We start from the raw sequence: 20,411 nt of genomic DNA on the forward strand, positions 1-20,411 counted from the left end.
TCTAACCCAATTCAATTTGCTGATAAGGATACAGTAATCCTTGTAAAATCTGTGCCTTATAATAGCCGAAAGTGAGTTGCTTCACTTTAACTTTCCACTTTTTAACGGGCAATTGCTGAATCCGCTCTAGCACCCGATCACTCTGCCATGCTTCGCGATACAGGCCTAAAGTAATATGCGGACAATACTCAAGCGCAGCAATTTCATCTGACACTGAAGCCAGTTGCCGACGAATTTTTTCCAGAATTTGATCCGTATCTTTCACTTGCAAAAATAAGGCACTGCTAAAGCTATCCAGTTGGGCAATCTCTAACTCGAACGAAGATAGCTCCAGATTTTGCAGTTGCTTCATCTGTTGTTGTAATTGTTGAATCTGAAAATCATCATTGTATTGCTTCTCTGCGGATGTCAGAAACCCACATACAAACAAGGTAATATGATATTGACGTTGATTGGCAGGAATCAGTAAATCCGAAAAATCTGCCCGAATCTGGTCTAAGTATTCAATTAGTTCAGGCTGATCAATTTCAAAATACCATAACCCATAGTCTGAACGGCCACGATGCCACTCAGAATAGTCTCGAACGACGGTCGGACACAGTTGGGTTGATGGTTTCAATAACACAAAATATAGATTCAACAAAATATGGAATATGCCATTAAAACATAAGCATAGACTGAATTAAAATAATTGTTTATCTCTCAGCCTTGTCAATCTTTCGAAAATAAAATTAGGAAATATCAAATGATATGAGCACATAGCATTATTAAATTGTAGTTTAGTCAACACTAAAACCTTCTAGATATAAGCTGATACGATACTGACCTCAAATCAGAACTATGCCACAAACTCGGCGTATCCAGCGCATTATTCAATGCCTAAAATCTATATCAGAGATAACACAACTTTATCGATTTAAAGCTGTGTTATTCAATGCAATGTATACTGCTAAATATCTACACCGCCTCAGATGGGACTTTAAGTCCATCCAAATGGTAAGTGAAGGTTTCCCCATGCATTTCCGACTGGATGCCCTGATAAAGCATATCCAATAAAGCTTTCTTTTGAGTTGAAGTGAGATCCATCATTTCCACGTTCTTACGGATATGCTGAACAATCTCCAGCTCCTCAATTTCAAGCTGTCTTAATGCATAAACATAGCCATAAATCGCGCCTTGCAAGATCTTTTGATAAGGCAATTGCTGCTGAATATGATTTTCCAGACTGCCAAATACGCGCTCATTGAAGCCTAGTTTTCTCAGCGGATCGCGAGCCACCCGTTCACACGTATCTTTATAGGCCGAGCGGCACGAATGTAGAAAACTCTCCGCCATTCGGTCTAGCTCTTTGGCCTGATTCGGTACAATATTCGCCAAACCTAGTTTTACTTCCTCAACTACCTGCTCCACATACTTCTTGATCTTGGCATCCGCTAACGCAATCCCGATCATGTCGTGGTCATGCATACTGGCGTACCAAGCCGTCATGGCATGGCAGCCATTCCATAAACGGTTTTTAATGATCTGAATATCAGAAATCTGCTCAACCAGAATCATTTGGCGCATTTTATTGAGGATCGGGCTACGATTTTCCACATAAATCGGCATATCTGTTTCGCTATGGAATAGGATCAAATCCATATTCTGCAAAAACTGACCCGCCTGAAATTGACCACGCATATCCGCCAAACAGTTGGTGATTTGCTGTTCTTGTTTCTCGGTCAACGCGGTTTCATCTGACAGCTCGATGGCTTCATCATTCAGATCGGATTGATATTGTTTAAATAAACGGTGCTTGATATTCAACTGACGATATAAGGCTTGATCGGTCAGCTTTGCCACCATTCGGTTAACGACGGTATCGCAAAAATAGTGTTCACTTAGAATATGCTCCGCAATATCCTCATCGGTGATCTCAAGCAAGGCTTCACGGATATTTTTCAAAACCAGATATTTTGCACAGACTTTATTCAGAATAATCAAGAAGGTAATCGGCTCATGCTGTTCCGTATCTTGCGACATAAAACGCGCCAATAGTCCTCTTGCAATTGTTTTTGCTTCCGATGCAATGGCCTGTTCAGGCAAACACAGCGCAATCAGACTTGAATGCATATACATCTCGAGCATCTGCTGTTCATTGTCTGCATCGATTACGGTCAGATTCTCAATCCGTTCATCATACGAGGATTGTCCATAACGGATACTGTAGCTGCCAAAGCTATTGACTGATTCCAAGTACAAGCGATTTCTGGTTGAAGCGAGAATGCGTTTGGGTCTGGTAAAACCATCCCAATGTGACAATACCTGTGCGATATAACCACCACCGATGGCGCCAAAACCATGAATCCCGACGGTCAGTTGATTGATACTTTGCGGAAATGGTTCTTGTAACTGTGGCATTCCCATTTCAGGAATATATTGATCCAGTGCATTTAGGCACTCATACATATCCTGATAATAGAAATTTGCTTTGGCAAGCATGCTGTCATTGGGTTCTTTTATATCTTTAAATAAAATGGTGATCCCGCCCGCATCATAGGCTGAGCAGATCCCGTTTTCAGAATCTTCAAACATCAAACATTGTTGAGGCTGCAAATTTAATTTTTGCGCAGCTTTAATAAAAATTTCAGGATGTGGTTTACCTTTTTCGACTTCGTCACCACATACCAGAAGATCAAAAAATTTATAGACATTGGCATTGATCAGGTATTCTTCGGCAATTGCCCGACGACTTGATGTCGCGACAGCCATTCTTAAACCAGACTTGCGTAAACGTTCCAGTACCTGAATCAGGCCCTTTTTGATCGGAACACCATTATGACGAACTGATTCCAGTTCAAGTTCATCTGCACGTTTTCGGATTGCTTGATAAGGAACATCTTCACCATAAAAAGTTTGGGCAAGCTGTTCAGCAGTTTTTGCACTGAGTCCAAGACACTGCATTAAATATTCATCTGAAAATTCCTGTCCAATGAGTTCTTGGGACGCCTGTTTTAATGTTTGAAAGCGTAATCGCTCAGTATCAAACATTGTGCCATCCATATCAAAAAGCGCTCCCTGAACAGGATAATCATGAAAAATCAGCATCTTTACTCCTTTGTTTTGTTATTGCGCTTATTAGATTAACTAAAAAATCATGACAAAATTTAGACTGTAAATAAATGAAATAAATTTGATTAAAAAATAACCTTAAGTTGTTTTTTTCAGCTTATAGTTGACTAAATTTGTAAAGATTACTTGCATCCCCAACAAAACAATGATTGATTTTTAATCAGCAACTTTGATGATATAGAATAAACCCGACTTATAATTAAATAGGAAATAGACAAATAAAGTGGAAAAATAGAATATTTTTAACTATTTATGGATATCAAATCGAGTACCCATTTCGGTAATAGAATGAAATAGCAAAAAAAAGCCGCAGAACGCGGCCTTGAAATTCAAAGATCTACTCTATATTTGGCCTGCACCAGCAACATGAAAATCACACATAGAGATGGAATGGCTGCAATCACAAATAAATGGGTAATGACCAAAGATTTAGCCAGATATCCACCGAATAATGGCCCGATCACTGAACCTAAACGGGCAATCCCAATACTCCAGCCCACGCCCGTTGTACGCAATGAAACTGGATAATAACTTGCAGATAATGCATTAATGGCAGGTTGCCCACCAACAATCGCAAAGCCCGCAATAAAGATAACCACAAACAGTAAGGCAATATGACTGACCGAATATCCAATCAAGGCAACACTAACAGCAGCCACTATAAACACTGGAACTAAAACCTTATAAAAACCAATCTTGTCAATTTTTAACCCCATCACGATACTACCAATGGTACCGCCCAACTGTAGCGTTGAACCAATCATCAGCGCCTGATTCAAAGAAAGGCCAGACTCTTTCGATAAGGTTGGTAACCAGTTGGCGAGAAAATACAGACTGATCATATTTAAGATACTGATCACCCAGATCGAGTAGGTAAAAAAAGCCCGCTTATTTTTAAATAACTCCAATGGTGACTTTTTGATTTTAGGGCCGACATTGCCAATGATTTGAGTTGCTGTGTTGAGTTCCAATGCTGGATAAAATTTCTTCAGCCAGAATAGAATCGTTTTCTCATTCTTTTTGTTTTCGCCTAAGAAATACAATGACTCTGGTAGCTTAAACAGCATAATAAAGAAAATGATCAGAGGAATAATGCCACCAAAATAAAATATTGCCTGCCATCCGCCTATGGGCGTAAGTAATGCAGAAATTCCTCCCCCCAGCATGGCACCGACTGTATAACCACAAGAAATCACCATCATGGTCAAAATACGATATTTGTTGGGTACAATTTCAGAGCTATAAGCCATGGCATTCGGCATGATACCGCCTAAGAAAATTCCCGTGATAAAACGTATAACAGCGAGTTGTTCAATATTAGCGACATGCGGTGTCCACAACATCAGTACAGAAAATATCAACGTTGAGATCAATAAGATTGGACGTCGACCAAACCGATCAGACAGTGAACTTAAAACAAATGAACCAACAAACAATCCAAATAAACTGGCGCTAAACACCACGCCTAACATGGTTTTTTCGACACCCCACGCTTCTATAATCATCGGCGCGGCATAAGCCATTGCCTGAATATCATAGCCATCCATGATCATCAGCAATAAGCAGGTAAATAGAATAAATTTTTGATAACGCCCAACGCGCTGCTGGTCGATTAAATCATTTAATGCAACTTCTTTCATGGTGATTCCTTCTCCATGTTGCTTTACATATAATTTTGCAATCCACAATTACTTTATTCGTAATCTATTTATGATATTCGTAAATTCAGCAAATAACAATATGTTGTTTTGTTAATCAAAAACCTTTTTTTAATTTTACATATCAATATATTATTTATTTTTAAAATGATGTTTTCTATATAAAAAAACCTCAACACAAGTTGAGGCTTATCTTCAATCTAAATCTTAAATTCAGTTTAAGTCAGGCTTAAATCTTGAGACTGCTGCTGGGTACATTGTTGTTGTGAGGCAGCATAATATTCGCCAAATTTGTCGTAAAATGTTTCTCTAAAACAGTAATACAACATCGCCGTTTTTTCAGGCATTGGAATTAAACGCTGGTTCTCATAGCACAGATCCGCCACCACTGCTGCATAAGGTTTTACGGTATGGTCTGGCTCGCCTACAATTTTTTTCGCTTCAGAATTCTCAAAAATATAAAAACTCAATAAACGGATGGTCGGTCTTAAAAAACCTTTACCAAAAACGGATTTATCTCCAAAAAGCAAATGCCAGCCAAGATCGTGCTCATCACCCTCGTAATAACGCCCTAAGCGATCACGTTTCCCTTCATAAATTTCGGTATATCCCACATCCTTGCCATCTACACCGACAATCATTAAACGTTGATGGTCATCGGCCAGCATTTTGTCGAAATAAACTTGTAGTTCAAGTTCAGACTTATTCAGTTGCCATTGGGGAATTACGTGTGGCTCATGCATCCATTGATGCAATAAAGGAATATCCTGAGGATATTGGACTTGGCGGACATAATATTGTGTCCCATCTTCATAATACTCAAAATAATCAGGGAGTTTTTGTGACAGTGTAAGCATTAAGATATTCCTTGCCTTTAATATTAGATGATAATGATAATCAATTTTATTAAGACAAAAAGCGTTCTTTTTCTTGTTTTTTGTTAATGAACTGCATCTGGCGGAGATCACTAAACAGCAAACAGCCGTAAAATGCCTTATGAATTTAATCCACCAACCAAAGTAAAGATGAATGCGGCTAACATTGCGCCCCACCAGATCTGTATAAAATATTTTCTAAACAAATAAAAACCAAGCACTTGTAAAAAGAAGGCCGCTGGCAAGATGACAAATAGCCAGCTCAGTGGGCCAACTGAGCTGCCTTCATATAGATAATTCAACACAAAAGAGAATGTTAAAAATATTACGGCAGAAAAAGATAAAAGCTTTTTCCAAGTAGCATTTAGCCAAGCATATTGTAGTTGTTTCTGCCCATATTGGCTGAGCATGCAAGCTTGTATAAATGCGACGAAGGCCCAGAATAATGCTGCAAGACTCATTTTAAAGCTCCTGCAGGCTTGAACTTATTCAGATAAAAATAAATTGCGCCGAGATAAAGCACCCCAATCGATAGCAATGCCAAATCCACCCCAGCCAACGACCAGCGTGAATGAATGATGCTCTGCCACAAAGATGCCTCAGACACCACAACAAAACTACTTAATGGAATGAGAAATAGAGTCAAAGCTGTACTTGCCAGTAATAGCAATACAGCCGCTCGCGTATTTAGTGTCAAACTGATCAGTAAACTTAATAGCCAAGTGAGGTAAAAGGCCGAAACTTCATAAGTACTTCTTGGCTCGAATACTGCAGGTAACAGTCGTGCTGCCAATAAATAACCAGCACAGGCAAAAGGCAACCCGAGAAAAGTAAAAAAGTTGAGATGCTGTACCAGTTTATAGCTGAAACGATGTTGCGCTTTAATACGTTTTTTCTGCCAGAGCAACGCCCCTGCGGCCAACATCACACATCCAATAATGCCCATAACAGACAAAATCAAACGCATCCAGTAAGAGGCAAAATAACCCAGATGAATACCATAAGAAGATGAAGCCAACTGGGCAATTGCGCTTAAATTTCGAGGTTGATCCAGCTGCTCGGCAGTATTGGCAGCAAAAATATATTGTGGGGTATTTAAGGTAATAATATTTTTATAATTATAGTCAAAGGTGATCATCGCCTCTGGTGTATTGGGTTTCTGTACTTCAAACTTATCAAGTATTGCGCCTGTTTGTGACTGCGCTGGTAATTGTTGAATAAATCGGTCAAATGGCTGCATGTTGCTCTGAGATGAGGATGGTTGCGGTTTTGCCATCTCTAGAAACTGCATCTCATTATAAAATTGGGGTATCCCATCTTGCGCATAGTGCTTGGATAGTCCCCACGGCAACACCAGATAAAATAAAATCAGCAGCCCTGTAAAAGCCATCATCAGATAAAAAGGAAATGTAATCACTCCCGTTATATGATGCAGATCGAGCAAGGAACGCTGGCCTTTAAAGGAACGAAATACAAAAAACTCTTTAATGATCTTTTTATGCGTGATCACACCTGTAATCAAACTGATTAATAAGATCAGGGCAACAATGGCAACGATGAAACTCCCGATCTTGCCAGGCAATGGATAGAGGGTGTAATGCAATTTAAAAAAGAAATCACCCGCCAGAGTCTGTCGTTCAGGATTGAGCAATTCCCCTGTCATGGGATTCTGTAATTGTTGGTGTTTCCCTGTCTGATCCTGCCATTGCAGCAAATTGACTGGCATGCGTTCATTTGCAACGGTCACACGCCATCTTTTTGCATCTGCGGCGTGCTGGTTTAAATAATTAAACGCGGTTTGAGCTGAGGTTTGGGCAGTTGGTAGCGTTTGAATCTGGCTCATCGCCTCGGGTTGCGCCCAGACATTAATTTCAGTACGGAAATACGCAATCGACCCGGTTAAGAAAATAAAGAAGATGATCCATAAGACAATAATGCCAAACCAGCTATGCAGAATGGCCTGAATTTGACGAAAGTTCATCTTAACTCATCCCCCACTTATGCATGAGCCCGTAGCCAGCCAGTAATAACACGCCTAAGCCATGGATGATCCAGAACCAGCGTTTAGACATAATTGCACTGGTCAATATCACGTAAAAAATGAAAAAGATGAAACTCAGAAAGACAGCGAAATAGACATTTTCAGCTTTAGCAAAAGGCAACCAATCCACCAAAACCAGACTCAGCCACGAACTATAACAATAGGCCGCCAAACAGATAAAAAATACTCTGCGATAGCTTAACTGAAAGGTTTCTTGTTTTTCTGAGGGGCTCATCCGTATTGCCTTAGCCTGTAAAATCCAGAATAAAAATGAAGAAATATCTGCATCTTCACAGATATTTCTTCCTCTGTTTTAATTAATAGCTGATGGTATAACTTAAGCCATAGGTACGACCTTCAGCAGGGATCGCCAATAATGGATTCCCGTTTGAAACAGCTGCTTGCTGGGCAAATACTGTCTCGTATTGAAGTCCCCAAACATTATATACACCAAAGTCTACACGACCTTTCCAGGCTGGAACATGCCCTAACACATCCATAGTTGCATAGCCTTTAATTTTTGCAGCGGTATTGGCATCTGCTTTCACAGCCGCTTTAAATTCAGCATCCTGACTAGCGTTGGCACGCGCAGCTAAGTCACGATCATCATTATAGGCTTTATTGGTCCCTTTAATTGCCTGCATCTGTACGCGAAGACCATAGCCTTCATCATTTTCCCACTCAGCAAATAAAGTACCTTTTACTGGTGCGACAGCAAGTGAATTGAGCTCATGCCATTGGTTTGCAGCGTCTTTATATTGACCACGGGTATAGCCTAAAGTACCACCAACCTTGTAATGATCCATAAATGGATAACTGGCCGTTGCTTCCGCACCATAGACACGTTGGTCGGTATCTACAATCTGGGCTGCTCGGTTATTAAACTGAACAGTTTTATCAGAAGTATTATAGAAACCTGTTAAACCAAGGTTCAAACCATCATCCTGATTTAAACGCCAGCCCAATTCATAGCTGTTTACAGTAATCGGTTGCAAGTTCGAGGTTGAAACGGTAAAGGTCGATACATCACGCAGCATGCGCTGCACATCTGGGAAGCTGAAACCTTGTGAAAAGTTCGCATAGACTTGCTGTGCATCATTTAGCTTATATACAGCACCTAAATTAAACAGGGGTTTATCATCATGAGTTGAACCCGCAGGAACCATGGTTGATTCACGACTCGGAATATAGGCATCAGTATCCGCTTGGATATATTGATAACGAACACCCGCCTGAATATTCAACTGATCATTAATGGCGTAGTCACCCTGAGCAAAAGCACCAATATTTTGGATTTCAGTATTTGGACCATAGCCCTTACGCTGGCCTGTTGGAGTGTAGACTAAATAAGGGTATTCAGTTGCGAGAATATCAATATATTGCTTGTCTTTTTCCCAATCATAATCAAGACCATAGGTTAATTTCAGATCTCGGTCTGCAATATTAAAGTCAGATTGCATAGTTGAACGTAAACCTGCAACTTCGATTTCAGATTGCGACTGGTTTACAGTTTTGACTGTTTTAGTAGTTAAACCATAAGGGAAAAATCTTGATTTTTCATTACGATAATAGGCTTCTACATTCAATATCTGGCCTAAGAAATCTTGATTTTGGTATTGCGAATTCACTGCATAGCGTTCAGTAAATAATGGATTGCTCAGCTTCAAACCTTTAATGGCTTTATAGCTTGGCGTCCCCATATCATTACTTGTTGCTGTAGTCGGCAAATATGAATAATCTGGGCCGTAATCTGTATCTTGTTTATCTTTATAGTATTGCGCACCAAAGCTCAGGCTTTGTTGATCTGTGAGATTGAAGTTCAAACGACCATTGACATCAATCGTATCGCTGTCCATGGTACTACCTTGCCAAGGACTTAGAGAAATACGATCGCCGTCTCCATCAAACTGCGAACCACGACTGGTGAAGTTCGCCCCAAGGAAACCATCGACATTTCCCTGACTAAATGAAACCGATTGTCCAACTTCATAAGCCAATCCATCCCCACGGAAGGTGTCTGAAGATGTGATACCGACTTTACTTTCAAAGCTGAGTGGTTTTGAGGTATCAGCACGTTTGGTGATGATATTGATAATGCCACCTGTTGCACCAGAACCATAAATACTGGTTGCGCCAGAAATAATCTCAATACGCTCAATCATGCTTGGACTAATGCTATTGAGCTGGCGTGACACATCACGCGAACCCGTTTGAGATACCCCATCAATCATAACCAGCACATTTCGGCCACGCATTGTCTGACCATAGTTACTGGTCGTTCCACTACTTGGTGCCAATGACGGAACCAGTTGCGCCAAAACATCCGCAACCTTACGCCCCGCAGTTGCTTGCTGTGCAATTTGATTACGGTCAATGGTCTGCACAGTCCCTGCAATTTCTGCAATATTTTTTGGTGTACGCGTCGCTGTCACCACAATTTTCTCTAATTGTGCAACAGGTTTCTGTGTAGGCTCTGCCGTTACAGCCGCATTTGCTGAAACAGTTTCTTCTGCATAAACATGTTGAGCGAACATTGCCAGTACCGCAAGGCAGCATGGCGTCATTTTAAACAGTACTTGTTTTGCCCTAAACTCATTATTGACTTTCATTTTCTCTTTCTCCAGAGCCCTTATATCACTCAAAAAATATCCAAAAGGCAGGCCATCATACTAAATTTAAATTTTAATGAGAATGATTTTTATTAAAAATAGTATTCATCTCGACGCTGCTGTTTAAAAAAATGGTCTTTTTTCAATTTTTCTGCCTCCTCAAGTTGCTGGAACTGTTCCAGATATTCATGGGCAGTCTCTGGTTTTAAGATAAAAACACCATCTGCATCACCAATCAGCAGATCACCTGATTGCACCGTAAACTGGTTCAATTCAATGCCAATATCCATTTCGACGAGACTTTCGCCTTCATTTCGTGTGGTTAAACAACTGACTGACTGAGCAAAAATAGGCAATTTGAGTTTAAGTAAGGCCTGTCGATCGGTGACAGCTCCTAGCACCACGACTCCCGCCAAACCACAATGAATCGCGGCAACACTTCTCTGCTCTCCCCAACATGCACGTTGCAGATCATATCTAGCGTCGATGAGCAATACTTCATTGGGTTGGCAACTCAGCAACACCTGTCGTAACTGGCTGGCATTCTTTGATTGCAGCCGAACAGTTCTGACCAGACCGACCAGTTGTTGCTCAGGTGACATGGGGAAAATCTGCGGGACATGCCCTAGATCCAATACATGACCAATGGTCGAGGTTGCAATTTTTTTATAGGCTTCGACCAGCAATTCTGGCTGGATAACTTGACTCATGATTTTATCTCTGTTGATTTTTTTAGCTGTAATGGGCAATTTCGACACAGCTCCTGTCCTGCTTCCTCTAGTTGAAAATAGAAGCAGCACTTTTGTCGCATATAGGTATTGAATTCGGGATGCCAGTTATTCCACAGCTTTAAAAAAGGGTTTTCCTGCAAGTTAAAACTTTTTGCCGATTTTGCTTTTAACAGTTGTCGTTGCTGTTGGAGTTGGGCATGCATGTCTTTGCTTAAATTTTGCTGAGCCAAAGCATGATAAAATTGCACCACGCGCACAGCGACATTTTCCCAAAGTAATGTATAAGAAACGCGCCCAACGTGGGCAATCTGCTGCAATAGTTCATTGAACTGTAGCAATATGACGTCAATTTCTTGTAGAGACATCACCTGAAAAGAATACATTGCCGAATCAGTTAGTTGCAGTCGTCTTTCCCAGTTCCATGTTTCAGGTAGCTCTACGATAAAGATCGAAGGCTGCCATTTTACAAAAGGAAGCGATGCCGCCTGACAGTACAAAAAAGGCAGCATCCACAGCGTGGCCCAATATTTAATAAAAAGTGAAGTGGCACATCTCTGATTCTTCGCATGAATACGTGTCGCAAAATCCTGTAGCACCTGCCGACAAATCGAGTCATCGAATAGATCTGCCAGCGTGATTGCCTGCTGGTTGGAACAATGTATTTCCAGTTTCAGATGCTGTTGCAGCACTGAAAAAGAGCTTTCCAACTCTGCTTGAAAATAGTGACACATATTCATTGCAATTTACGCAGATTGAGCTAAAACATGCCAAAGTGGATTTCGGGTTTCCCCGATTCCTGAGGGCATGCTGCCAATACGAGTATCCTGTTCTAGCAAAGGTCGAATCAACTGTTTATAAGGCCAGTTGGGTGACTCAAACAGTAAGGCCCGCAATTGGCTATGAATCTCAGGCTGAAAGTCCAGTTTTTCCAGAATTTGTTGTAATTGTTTAGCTAGTACTTGCCACAGTTGATCTGCTGGGATCTCATAATATTTTGCCAGCGTTTCGACAATACAACCTAAATTAACCTGAATTCCTAGCGTCTGGATATAAAACAGCAAAGCCTCAGCTGAATCATGATAAAGCGTATTTCTAAAATCATGCGGGCTTAAATAATCTGGATCATCCAGACCACTTTGCAGCACCCACGGTAGATAAATGCGCAGTGAATCATGATCTCTAAACATCAGACCATCAAATTGACCATTCTTAAGTACCAGACATAGGTTTTGTCCATGAATTTCTCCCATCAGCCCCAAGCGGAACAGACGTAAATTCACCTCAAAGAAGCATGTACATAGTTTGGCAAACTGATCCAAAACCTGTGCAGCATCATTCTTTAGCTGTTGAAGCTGTAAAATATAGTCAAAAACCGCAGGTTGACCTGAAATGGTATGTCCCAGACTGGCCATCGGAATCAGTTGATAAGGTTGCTGCAATAATTCAACTGGAATATGGCGGCGTTGGGCTGCCAAATGGGTTGGCTTCTCTACAAAGAGCCATTCATTGTCCGCACTTCGATCCTGTTGTTTTTCAGGTAAATAAGACCACCATTGCGTTTCCTCACATAACCATAATTTTTGCTGCAAAATCGGATCTTTGTGTTGGGCTTGGCGTAACAACTTCTGGTTTTTTTCTCCATTGATCATTTTTACGATCGGAAGAAAACGCAATGAACCCAGCGCTTTAATGCCTATCGGCAATTTTAGGCTTTCTTGTGGAATTTCCTCAGACAAAAGACTGCGCATCGAGGCACTGGCATACATGCCTTTTGAAACAAAATTCAAGGGCTGACAAATTCCCGCCGCGATATCTTCCGCGAAGAATTGCTGAAATAAATGCTGGAATTGCCACGGATGTATAGGCATGGCGATATGCGTTTCGCTTAATCCGCGCTGGAACATTTCCTGTTTCAGTTGGTAGCGTTCAGCACGATTAATAAAAATCTGGCTAGGTTGTTGCCTAAAAATATCCTCAACACCTACACCAAACATCATTTTATCTTTATGCACCGCAACCCAATGAATAGTCAGTTCTTGAGCAAATTCAGGACAATATTGCAGATACTCTTGCTGACTCAATCCTTCCTTTAACTTGGATAAAGGATGATAAGGACGATCCCGATAACCCGCATATTGCTCTAAAATGCGGAACACCTGTGCTGAACTTTGATGAATCAGCTCATGAGCATTGACTTGATGCTGTTGTAGCAGACGATATTGCTGCAAACATTTCTGGATTTGCTCTGAAAAAATTTGAAGCTTGTCGGCCTGACAGTGTTGAAATAACCCAGTCTGTTGCAGACATTCAAACAACTCAAATAATTCAATCGAGTGGATTTGTGTTTGCTGATCGCCTGTTTCAACTCGCAAAATTTCCGACTCGGCCGCAAAAGACCACGGTTGTGCAATGCCTTGCTGTACTGGAAAAATAACAACATATTGTGAATGTTGCTCAGGCAACAGTACAAAGTACTGCTGCTCAAGCGTGTTGTTAAATTGCTGTTTCAAGTCAAAACCGAATGTATCCAGCTTGGCCTGTGCTGTTGAATCATCCACAACAAAGTGCTCAGGAATCAGTGCCTCAACCAGTAAGGCATTTACAAAGTCTTGTAAAATGGTTCTGTCCGTCAGTTGATAGGCAGGTTGAAGCGCATTCATAAATAATCTCACTTCCCCTGCGCTTTAAACGGCGCCAATGGGTTATCAACAAACTTGATCTGAATACGACCATCACCAAACAAACGGCGTTTGGTCAATGACTCAATACGTAACTTTTCCGCAAAAACATCAAAAATTTGATAGCGCTGATGATGTTCAGGATGTTGTTGTTGATATTCCTGAATGACTTCTGCGACCCATTGCCAGAAATCCTGTTCTGCAACTGAATAAGTCTGATTGAGGAAAATCGCAATATCAGTCAATGCCACAAAGAACAGGCAGGCACAGCTAAAGTCTCGAATCCCATCCAGATCATCAGTCAAGATAAAGGACATGCTATTGGTTTTGGCATGTTCAGGCGGCAACTGATCCAGTTCAGGTGCCAGCTCTGGATGAGCCAGATGTGCTGGACTGTAACGTACGCCGTCATGGAAATCTTTAAGCAATACACGGGTTGGCCAACCTTGTTGATGTACCAGAATAATATTTTGCCCATGCGATTCAGTCGCGATCCCTTCGGCAAATAGCAAATGGATCAATGGGGTAATGACCACTTTCAACAATTGACGTGTCCATTGTTCAACCCCATAGTGTTGTAACCACGGTGCAATCAGAGCCTGACCATCTTTTTGAATATGACTCACCCCATTCAGTGGAATCGCATCTTCACCTTCACGTAAATATTGATGGACACTTTCACGCCATAAGCATCCGATCGTGCCATAAGCCTGCTGCGCATGCGAAGCAGGTAAACGGGTGAAATCAACGCTCAAACCATAGACTTCACGCAACACTGCAAAATCGAGTTGTTGAGCAGTTTCACTTTGATCAATCAGGCGTTGCAACCAGTCAGTAATAATCGGCCCGTTCATGACCGTATGTTTTGCCAATACTCGAGAACTTGAGGTATTGGTCAAACTCATTGATAGCTTGATATAGGGTTTTTCTGGATGCTGTAAATTGGTGACTGTACGCAAGGACTGCTGTGCCAGATAACGGTCTTGGCTATGACCTAAATAAATAATGTCCTGATCTGCAATTTCTTCTGCAAAAATCGAAATCAAGTGATTTTCCCATTGCCAAGGATGGACTGGAATCCAGACATATTCAGCGGCGTTCTGAGTTTGCTTGTCCAGTTGTTGCTGAAACTGGATCAAATCCTGTGGATTTAATTGTTCTTTAAAAAATGCTTCTGTTTCAATGTGACTCGAATGGTTTTCTGCAACAAGCTTTTGATGTACAGCCAACCAGACCAAAGCCATCGGCTGGGCAAACTCCACCCCATAACGGACATTATCTTGCAGACTAAAGCCAACACGGGATTTATAACAAGGATGATATGGATGCCCATCCATCAAATAAGATTCCAGAATATCGTATGGATATTGGATTGCTGGCAAGGCATAGTTTTCAAAGCAGACTTGTGATTGCACATCGTGAATATAAGTCCGCTTTAATTCAAAAATAAAATCTTCCACTTTGGTTGCATCGGCAATCGAGCGCAGGATTTCATCGATAACCTGATTCAGACGAGCCGGTTGCAGGTTATTACCTTCAGCATCCTGACGGAGCACATCCTGATCACGCGCCAGACGTACCAACTTATAACTGTATTGGCGTTGCCCTTTGGCAATATACTGAACCGCTTGCTGTTGGCGATCCTGCACCTGAACAATAAAATTTTCACCATCATGCTCAGCGCAAATAATTTCTTCGAAAATCAGGGCTTGTAATAATTGCTTGATGACACGTTGTTCAACATGTTTGGCCTGCTCAGACTGTGGTTGTTGCCAGGCTTGAAAGGTATTCTGAATCACATGTGTATTTGCTAAAACTGGATGTAATTGTCCCATGTTGCTCTTCCTAATTATTTAATTCATTCATTTTGTGTTGATCTGGAAAGCGCCACGCATAAGGCAGAGCGCACAAGATAAGAGCCGTACAAAAAATAAAGATTTCCTGAATGCCCTTAAATGAATCCAGTGTTGTATGAGGACTGGTTTGAAAAAGATCCTGACGTAATTGCAGATATAGCGCAGCAAGCACCACTGCAACTGCGGCAAACAGCCGACGGAACAGATTATTCAATGCAGCCGCCTGAGTGACCAAATGTTGTTGTTGCTGACGTAAGCTGTTAAGCCCTGCTGTGGTCGATGGCATATAGGACAATCCCATGCCCAGACCATGCAACATCATGCAGAAGATGATGAACCAGACATTTTTCACAGGCGCCCATGCCAGCAAGGCGAAGGCCAATGCAGTAATCAGCAACCCCAGACTCATAATTTTTGCGGCGCCGTAACGATCAAGATATTTGCCAGCAGGTTGACTGCATAAACCTGTCACCAAGGCACTGCTCATCAAAGCAAAACCCGTCCAGAGTGGGCTGAGTTGCAAACGCTGTTGAATCCACAACGGCACCAGCAACATGCCAATAAATAAGCCTACCGTTTGCGCCACACAGATCATCAAACTGAATCGAAAACCTTTTGCAGCAAATAAGGCTGGCTCAATCAATGGACTGATCTGATTTTTTTGTCTTCTGGCAAACTGCCAGAATGTGAAAGCACTTAATGCAAGCAATAGCCAATAGACAGGTTGCGCGATATCTTCAAGTTGATGAATCTGACTCAAGGTGCCTAATAGCAAAATAATACTCAGGCTCAGGCAACTAAAACCGATCCAGTCAAAGGACTGATTGCTATCTCCTTGTTCTTTAGGCAGATAAAGATATCCCAACACCAGCGCGATACAGGCAATTGGTAAGTTAATGAAGAATAAAGCCTGCCAATCGAGCCACACCAAGACCAGCGCGCCTAACATCGGTCCAACCGCCAAAGTCAGCATAATCATCGCGCCCCACAAACCTGTGGTACTGCCCCGTTGTTCGCTCGGCGTGACTGAAAAAATCAGACCAAGTGACAATGGAATCATCAAGCCACTACAAAAACCTTGCAAGGCTCTTGCAATCAGGACGGACTCAAACTGATTGAATAAACCGCCCACTGTTGAAGCCAAAGCAAAACACAACAATGCGGTTAAATAAGTTTGTCGTTTACCAAAACGCTGGCTGAAATAACCCGCCAGTGGCAAGCTGATACTCATTGCCAGTAAAAACGCGACCACCACCCAGCTTGCCCAGATTTCACCAATCTGGAAATACTGCATCAGCTGGGGGATGGCAGGATTAAAACTACTGTTGTTTAAACTGACGGTCCCTGTACCTAACATGACCGTGAGTAAAACATAACGCTGCAAACCGACTTGTGCCGCTTGATTGATGGGTACAGAAGACCGTTCCATACGTGCGATTCCTCTGTTGACCTTAGTCAATGTGCTCTGACAACTTTACTTGTGCATAAAAAGCGGGAGAAGTATGCCGAAGCTGTCCAGATTTATGCGTCACACGGGATAATCCTGAATCGGCCAGTTGCACAGGGTTTCGTGCAGGTTGTTCTGACGGTATAGAGGGTGCCACACCAAATTGTTGATAAGACTGGGCCTGATCCAGCTTAAACAGTTGTCTGCCTAATAACTGATTGGCAATGGTGGCTGCCCGATGAGCACCTAAACCCAGATCTGGCGTGCCAACACCATGATGGAAAACTTCCATATTTTGCAGGAAAATTCGTCCATCACCTTGATAGTTCACTTCAAAATCTGCGCTGACTTGCCAGCGTTGAGTCTGATCAAGCGGAATCAACGTTTGCAGATTTTCCAAGAAAGCGGGTTTTGGATAACGATAGCCAGTAGCCGCAATTACACTATCGGCATCCAATAGATAACGCTCGCCTTGCTGCTGGTGCTCGAAACGCAAACTAATTTTCTGATTTTCCAGCACTTCGGCATGCTGTAACTGATGATGTCCTGCGAGTGTGACCTCTGTTTCCTGCCCGCCGATACTACGGTGATACAGTCGCTCGTAAATATCACGAATGGTTTTGCTACTGATTCCCTTATAGAGATTGGCCTGTTGGGCTGGTAATTCAGCCTTTAATCCAGCTGGCAAATGATAGAAATACTGCATATAGTCAGGACTAAAATGCTCGAGTCCCAACGGTGTATTCTCCATCGGGAAAAAACCCGCAGAGCGTGTCAGCCAATGCAAATGAAAATCAGGTGTTGTTTTTCCTTGCGTATATTGACGGTCAAATAAATCGATAAAAATTTCCGCAGCTGATTGGCCTGAACCAATCAACACTACATTCCCTGTTAACTGCACAGGACATTGCTTTAAATATTCAGCCGAATGTAAGCATTGCTTTGTTTTCGGATATGCCTGTTGCAAACTTTCAGGTAAATGCGGAACTGTACCAATCCCTAAGACCAATTGACGCGTTTGATAGCGCTGTTTCGTGCCATTTGCCAGAACTTCAACCTCAAAACCACCTTTAATCGGCTGAACATCCAGAACTCGGCTATTGAATTGAATATGCTCTAACTGCTGCACCACCCACTGACAATAGTGGTTATATTCCTGACGTGGAATATATAAATTTTCACGGAAGTAAAACTTATATAAACGCTGCTGATGCTTTAAATAATTGAGAAAGCTATAGGGACTGGTTGGCTCAACCAGACTGACCAGATCCGCTATAAACGGAACTTGCAGCAAGGCATTGGGCAATTGCATGCCCGCATGCCAGTCAAAACCATCTTTTTGTTCAAAGAACTGATAGTTAAGATCACTTTTATTTTGCAGCAAACTGGCTAGACTTAAATTAAAAGGCCCTAACCCAATGCCAATAAAATCAAGCATAGCTCACATCCTTCTGTTCAATAAACAGAGGATTTTGCAATTGCACATAGACCGACTGATGCTCAACTGGAGCAATCAACTCATCCAGCTCATGCAAGCGTGTCAGCAAGTTACCTTTATATGGCAAGGTTTCATTAAACAATAAACCCTGTAGCAAGGTACTGTCAGGATACTGCTGCAATAGGTCCTGCAAGAAGACTTTTAAATGCTCAAGCAGAACATCTTCGCTAATGTGGCCCGTTGCACCAATCGCATTGATAATGCCGAACAAGGTATTTCCAAAGAAATAATAACTGAAACGCTCATCAACGAAATCTTTCGGCCCGACTGCAAATGCTTTTTCTTTTAGCTCAGGTAAAGCCTTTAAAATCTCAGTGGCAAATTCTTCGATATAGTAGAAGCCTTGATTGTCACGTAGCCACAAAGTCTTTGGAAAATGATTCTCCATTTCCAGCAACACATTTTGCTGATGAGATTCGAATGCCATCCCATAACGATGATAGAGATACATTAACGGCTGCAAACTCACTTCAAGGAAGCGGTTAAACCAGTCCAGTGCAATCTCTGAATGATCCATTTCAGGATGTGCTTTGGCAATTTTTGCGAAAAGCGCATTAAAACGATTTAAATCCTTGCTTGGATGATCCTGACATAATGAGGCAATACAAGTGACTTGTTGTTGTGGACTAAAAGGTTGATCACGGAAAATACAGATACTTTCATTGACCACTTCACCCTCAATTTGCAAAGCCATCCATGCAGGATCATTAACAGCTTTTAAACTTGGACAATGTTTTAAAATATTTTGACCAAATTCACTGTGCCATAAACGATGGGTCAGTTCACCACGATGACACTCTTTTGCCAGATTGACACGGATTGAATTGGTAATCATCACAGAAAGTGATGGTTTCACCATCCACGGCGCATTAAAACTCGCCAGTGTACGAATCGAAGTCGTCGGTGAAAATTGCCAGCCACGTAAGCCAAGATCAATCAGTTGTCCAGTTTGTTTTAAACGCTCAAACCACGGCTTGCTTTGTAAATAACGTGCCTGCCAAGGATGTAAAGGCAGCAATTTATACTCGCTATGCGTGTTGAGCAGCTTGAGATCATTTTCAGATAAATACCATTGCAATGCGCTTTTAAGCTGGGCTGAAATTGCTTCATCGGTCGCACTGCCCTCAGCAATATAATCCCGATGCACAAACCAGTAATGTAGTTGAGTGTGGCCTTTATGTTCAGGAGAAAACTTGAGCCAGTCCTCATGCACAAAACCTGTTCTACTCTTTGGTGCAGGGTGCATACTGTGCCCGAGCACCAAAGCCTGTTCAGATTCAATAAAATTCTGACCTGCTTTGACCAGATCATCAAAATCATGTTCACGTTGTACTAAAAACTGCTGTAAAGCATCACGGCTCTGAATCCATTTTTCGACTAAAGAAGCAGCATCTAAAGGAATATCAGATTCAAAAACCAGTTCTTCCAGCAAAAGACCAACGATTGCAACGGGACTGAATGTTCTTACTTGTCCTTGAATAATAATTTGCGGGAAATCGGCTAAACGATGTCGCCCGACTCGACTGACATACGCTAACGGGAAATAGCACTGTGCTTGAATGGAATGGATCGGAATGGTTAACAGCGTCAAACCTTGGCTAAACGCGTGTTGTTGTGGACTTTGCTGATTTTTATTAAGCAAGTGACCTTTGCCTGTTTCTTGCGTATAGGCGTTGACGAAGTGTTGTATCGCCAACCGATTGGCAAGTGATTGCATCCGATTGTATCCTCTATCCAGAGATCTGATTTATTTTTCGAAATGTTTTAGGCCATAAACATATCCTAAGCGGAACTAAGTTACGTTTAAGACGAAGCTAATGATAATTATTATCATTTATATTTTCAATTCAGTAACGCCCGCAAAAATTACAATCTAATTGCTTGAATTAACTTACTTTAGAGATGCT

The 20,411-nt window shown here is 41.7% G+C and carries 15 protein-coding genes; all 15 read right to left on the reverse strand.

Features of this window, described 5'->3' with window-relative positions:
• Position 1: 1 nt before the first annotated feature.
• Entirely contained in the window at positions 2 to 625 is a 624-nt protein-coding gene (locus A9Z07_RS02070) for a 2'-5' RNA ligase family protein (protein WP_069576525.1), read from the reverse strand.
• A 332-nt stretch (positions 626 to 957) separates the two neighbouring features.
• Complete coding sequence (gene mtlD / locus A9Z07_RS02075) at positions 958 to 3,087, reverse strand: bifunctional mannitol-1-phosphate dehydrogenase/phosphatase (protein ID WP_069576527.1); 2,130 nt, start codon at positions 3,085 to 3,087, stop codon at positions 958 to 960.
• Positions 3,088 to 3,440: 353 nt separating this feature from the next.
• A complete protein-coding gene (locus tag A9Z07_RS02080) occupies positions 3,441 to 4,751 on the reverse strand; it encodes an MFS transporter (RefSeq protein WP_069576529.1) in 1,311 nt (436 codons plus the stop codon).
• 236 nt (positions 4,752 to 4,987) lie between these two features.
• The gene (locus A9Z07_RS02085; protein ID WP_069576531.1) at positions 4,988 to 5,626 is read right to left on the reverse strand and encodes a GNAT family N-acetyltransferase; all 639 of its coding nucleotides are present in this window, start codon (positions 5,624 to 5,626) and stop codon (positions 4,988 to 4,990) included.
• Positions 5,627 to 5,763: 137 nt separating this feature from the next.
• Complete coding sequence (locus A9Z07_RS02090) at positions 5,764 to 6,105, reverse strand: hypothetical protein (protein WP_069576533.1); 342 nt, start codon at positions 6,103 to 6,105, stop codon at positions 5,764 to 5,766.
• Positions 6,102 to 7,625: a PepSY-associated TM helix domain-containing protein gene (locus A9Z07_RS02095; protein WP_069576535.1), complete on the reverse strand. Its 1,524-nt coding sequence runs from the start codon at positions 7,623 to 7,625 to the stop codon at positions 6,102 to 6,104. The genes A9Z07_RS02090 and A9Z07_RS02095 overlap by 4 nt, the downstream gene beginning before the upstream one ends.
• Position 7,626: 1 nt before the next feature.
• The gene (locus tag A9Z07_RS02100) at positions 7,627 to 7,920 is read right to left on the reverse strand and encodes a hypothetical protein (protein WP_069576537.1); all 294 of its coding nucleotides are present in this window, start codon (positions 7,918 to 7,920) and stop codon (positions 7,627 to 7,629) included.
• A gap of 82 nt (positions 7,921 to 8,002) precedes the next feature.
• Entirely contained in the window at positions 8,003 to 10,294 is a 2,292-nt protein-coding gene (locus A9Z07_RS02105) for a TonB-dependent receptor (protein ID WP_069576539.1), read from the reverse strand.
• Positions 10,295 to 10,386: 92 nt separating this feature from the next.
• Complete coding sequence (locus A9Z07_RS02110; RefSeq protein WP_069576542.1) at positions 10,387 to 11,004, reverse strand: RraA family protein; 618 nt, start codon at positions 11,002 to 11,004, stop codon at positions 10,387 to 10,389.
• Positions 11,001 to 11,762: a (2Fe-2S)-binding protein gene (locus A9Z07_RS02115; RefSeq protein ID WP_069576544.1), complete on the reverse strand. Its 762-nt coding sequence runs from the start codon at positions 11,760 to 11,762 to the stop codon at positions 11,001 to 11,003. Before A9Z07_RS02115 ends, A9Z07_RS02110 begins: the two co-directional genes overlap by 4 nt.
• 6 nt (positions 11,763 to 11,768) lie before the next feature.
• Positions 11,769 to 13,685 (reverse strand): IucA/IucC family protein, encoded by a 1,917-nt coding sequence (locus tag A9Z07_RS02120; protein WP_069576546.1) that lies wholly within the window; start codon positions 13,683 to 13,685, stop codon positions 11,769 to 11,771.
• Between the two features lie 8 nt (positions 13,686 to 13,693).
• Positions 13,694 to 15,538, reverse strand: coding sequence for an IucA/IucC family protein (locus A9Z07_RS02125; RefSeq protein ID WP_069576548.1), 1,845 nt, complete (start codon positions 15,536 to 15,538; stop codon positions 13,694 to 13,696).
• A gap of 10 nt (positions 15,539 to 15,548) precedes the next feature.
• Positions 15,549 to 16,988 (reverse strand): DHA2 family efflux MFS transporter permease subunit, encoded by a 1,440-nt coding sequence (locus A9Z07_RS02130; RefSeq protein WP_069576550.1) that lies wholly within the window; start codon positions 16,986 to 16,988, stop codon positions 15,549 to 15,551.
• Between the two features lie 22 nt (positions 16,989 to 17,010).
• On the reverse strand, positions 17,011 to 18,444 hold the full coding sequence (locus A9Z07_RS02135) for a lysine N(6)-hydroxylase/L-ornithine N(5)-oxygenase family protein (RefSeq protein WP_069576552.1): 1,434 nt from the start codon (positions 18,442 to 18,444) through the stop codon (positions 17,011 to 17,013).
• Positions 18,437 to 20,221: an IucA/IucC family protein gene (locus tag A9Z07_RS02140; protein ID WP_069576554.1), complete on the reverse strand. Its 1,785-nt coding sequence runs from the start codon at positions 20,219 to 20,221 to the stop codon at positions 18,437 to 18,439. Before A9Z07_RS02140 ends, A9Z07_RS02135 begins: the two co-directional genes overlap by 8 nt.
• Positions 20,222 to 20,411 lie beyond the last annotated feature (190 nt).

The sequence above is a fragment of the Acinetobacter sp. YK3 genome (assembly GCF_001729365.1).
In the GTDB taxonomy this organism is placed as follows: Bacteria; Pseudomonadota; Gammaproteobacteria; order Pseudomonadales; family Moraxellaceae; genus Acinetobacter; species Acinetobacter vivianii.